Genomic DNA, 3,173 nt, shown 5'->3' on the forward strand with positions numbered 1-3,173 from the left:
CGGCGGTCCGGACCCGCCCGCTCCCGCTACGAAGGAGCCATCTCCGCATGAGACGACGACGCGCGTCCGGCCGACGGGCGGCAGCGGCATCGCTGGCCGCGGGCGTCCTGGTGTCGGCCCTCGTCGGCTGCTCGGCAGGGGAGTCGCTCTCCTCGTCGGAGACCGTCGAGGCGGCGCCCACGACGACCCCGGAGCCGGCTCCGCTCGCGACGGTGTCGGTCATCGGTCGGGTCGACGGTGCCCTGGCCAAGAGCGACCGCGGGCCGCTTCGCATCCGGGTGACGTCTGCTGTCGACCGCTGGATCGATGCGGCCTACAGCGGCGACTACCCGCGCTCCGACTTCTCCAACGCCTTTGCGAGCTTCACGAAGGAGGCCCGCGGGCGTGCCCGGCAGGACGCCGCGCTGCTCAGCAACTCCGGGATCGGTCCGCGGCTCGAGACCGTGGTGCCCGTGCAGCGCCGAGTCGTGCTCGACGTGCTCGCGGTGAAGGGCAGGGCGGTCGGTGTCACGGCCAAGGTCCGACTGGCCTTCGACCTCACCGGCCCGCTCACCGACGACCGCACCCGCACCGACCTCGTCACCGGGTCGTTGTTCCTCACCTTCGACAAGTCCGGAGGCGCCGCCGGTTGGCGCGCCTTCGGCTACGACCTGACGCGCAAGGAGAGCTGAATGCGCTCGCTCACCCGGCTCCTGGCCCTGAGCCTGGTGCTCATGGTCACCGGGATCGTCGTTCCCGACAGCAGCCGCGCCTCGACCCAGGTGCTCCTGGTCAAGGTCGACCGCGCCTCGGCGGTCGCCCTCGACCGGGAGACGACCTGGATCCTCGCGGTGGGCAGCGACATGAGGCCGGGGGAGGAGATGACCCGCACACGCGCCGACGCGATCCAGCTGGTCGGCCTGCACCCCGAGAGCGGGGCAGCGACCACGATCGGCATCCCACGCGATTCCTACGTGTCGATCCCGGGTGTCGGCAGCGACCGCATCAACGCTGCCATGTTCTACGGCGGGCCCCAGCTGCTGAGCCAAGCGGTGGGCGACCTGGTCGGCATCGAGCCTGACTACGTGATGGTGACCCGGTTCCCGTTCTTCGAGAACATGATCGACGACATCGGAGGGATCTCGGTCGACAACCCGCGCTACTTCTCCGACGTTAACCTCAAGCCGCAAGGCTTCGCGGCCGGCCAGATCCGGCTCAACGGCTACGGCGCGATGGCCTTCTCCCGGATCCGCAAGACGCTTCCCGGAGGTGACTTCGACCGCTCCGCCAACCAGCAGATCGTCCTGCGCGGCATCCAGGAACAGCTCGCGAAGCGTGCCGACGAGGCAGGTTTCCTCGCCTCGGGTGTCCTGACGGTGCTCAAGCACCTCGACGTGAGCGGCACCGGTCCGGCCGAGCTCTTCCAGCTCGCCCAGGCGATCGCCCGGGTCGATGCGCGGCAGATCACCAGCTGCGTGGTCCAGGGCCGGATCGCCACGATCAACGGCGCCAGCGTGGTCGTGCCGTACGCCGACCAGGCACGCCGCTACGGCGACGATGCCCGTGACGACGCGACGATCGGCCGCTGCTGAGCTGCAGCGACGCTGCGAAGAGGGCGCCTCCGGCAGGATTCGAACCTGCGGCACCTGGTACCGGAAACCAGTGCTCTATCCCCTGAGCTACGGAGGCCCACGCCCTGAGGCGCGGGACGGACACTACCGGTGCCAACTGGTGGAAGAGAAACCGGTGGCCGCCGATAGGCTTGCCGGGTGAATCCCGATCAGCTCGCCGCCTCCGTCCAGGGTGCTCTCGCCAGTCTCGTCGCCGACGGAGCCCTCGTTCTGCCGGAGGGCGTCGAGCCCGTCGTCACCGTCGAGCGACCCCGCGACCCCAGCCACGGCGACTACGCCACCAACGTGGCGCTGCAGCTGGCCAAGAAGGTCGGCACCAACCCCCGAGCGCTCGGTGAGCTGCTGGCTGCGCGTCTCGTGGAGAGCGACGGCATCTCGCGCGCCGAGGTGGCGGGACCGGGCTTCGTCAACATCACCATCGACACCGGCGCCCAGGGGCGGATCGCCGCCGAGATCGTGGCGGCCGGAGCGCTCTACGGAAGCAACGACGTGCTGGCGGGGCAGTCGATCAACGTCGAGTTCATCTCGGCCAACCCGACGGGTCCGCTCCACCTCGGACACACCCGGTGGGCGGTCCTGGGCGACGCCATCGCTCGGGTGCTGGCCGCAGCCGGGGCATCGGTGACCCGCGAGTTCTACATCAACGACCGCGGCGTGCAGATGAACCACTTCGCCGACTCGATCATCGCCGCCGCGGCCGGCAAGCCGGCCCCGGCCGACGGCTACGTCGGGGCCTACATCGCCGACATCGCCGCGGCCGTCGAGGCTGCTCGTCCCGGCGTCTTCGACCTGCCGGCCGACGAGGCCCGCGCCGCCGTGCGTGAGCTCGGCTACCAGATCCAGCTGGGGCTGCAGCAGGAGTCGCTGGCTCGCTTCAACACCCACTTCGACGTGTGGTTCTCCGAGCTCTCGCTCCACGAGTCGGGCTCGGTGCCGCAGACGCTGGACCGTCTCCAGGCGCTCGGGCACGTCTTCTCCGAGGGCGGTGCGCTGTGGATGCGCACCACCGACTTCGGCGACGACAAGGACCGCGTCCTCATCAAGTCCGACGCCGAGCTGACCTACTTCGCCTCCGACACCGCCTACTACCTCAACAAGCGCGAGCGTGGCTTCGACCGCTGCATCTACCTGCTCGGCGCCGACCACCACGGCTACGTCGGTCGCCTGCGCGCCATGGCAGCGTGCGTCGGTGACGACCCGTCGCAGACCCTCGAGGTGCTGATCGGGCAGATGGTCAAGATCCTCAAGGACGGCGTCGAGATGAAGCTCTCGAAGCGGGCCGGGACGATCGTGACCCTCGACGAGCTGGTCGACGAGATCGGTACCGACGCTTTGCGTTACTCCTTGGCCCGCTACCCGGCCGACTCGCCGTTGGTGCTCGACGTCGCCGAGATCACCCGCGCCTCGGCCGACAACCCCGTCTACTACGTGCAGTACGCCCATGCCCGCACCTGCCGGATGAGCGCCAACGCCACCGACCTCGGCATGACGCTGCCCACCGACGACTTCGACGCCTCGCTCCTGGACCACGAGCGCGACCGGGCTCTGCTGCGCGCGCTCGCC

General features: G+C 69.8%; 3 protein-coding genes and 1 tRNA gene. 3 read left to right on the forward strand and 1 reads right to left on the reverse strand.

Features of this window, described 5'->3' with window-relative positions:
* The first annotated feature begins 47 nt into the window (after positions 1–47).
* Both VOI19_RS16985 and VOI19_RS16990 read left to right on the forward strand, forming a co-directional pair.
* Positions 48–671: a hypothetical protein gene (locus tag VOI19_RS16985; protein WP_323794136.1), complete on the forward strand. Its 624-nt coding sequence runs from the start codon at positions 48–50 to the stop codon at positions 669–671.
* The gene (locus VOI19_RS16990) at positions 672–1,571 is read left to right on the forward strand and encodes an LCP family protein (RefSeq protein WP_323794137.1); all 900 of its coding nucleotides are present in this window, start codon (positions 672–674) and stop codon (positions 1,569–1,571) included.
* A 24-nt stretch (positions 1,572–1,595) separates the two neighbouring features.
* Here VOI19_RS16990 and VOI19_RS16995 read toward each other — a convergent pair.
* Positions 1,596–1,668 (reverse strand) — tRNA-Arg (locus VOI19_RS16995).
* An 80-nt stretch (positions 1,669–1,748) separates the two neighbouring features.
* Here VOI19_RS16995 and argS point away from each other — a divergent pair.
* Positions 1,749–3,173 (forward strand): arginine--tRNA ligase (gene argS / locus VOI19_RS17000; protein WP_323794138.1); only part of this gene is annotated, 1,425 nt, incomplete at its 3' end.

Source organism: Nocardioides sp. (assembly GCF_034670285.1).
Classification (GTDB): domain Bacteria; phylum Actinomycetota; class Actinomycetes; order Propionibacteriales; family Nocardioidaceae; genus Nocardioides.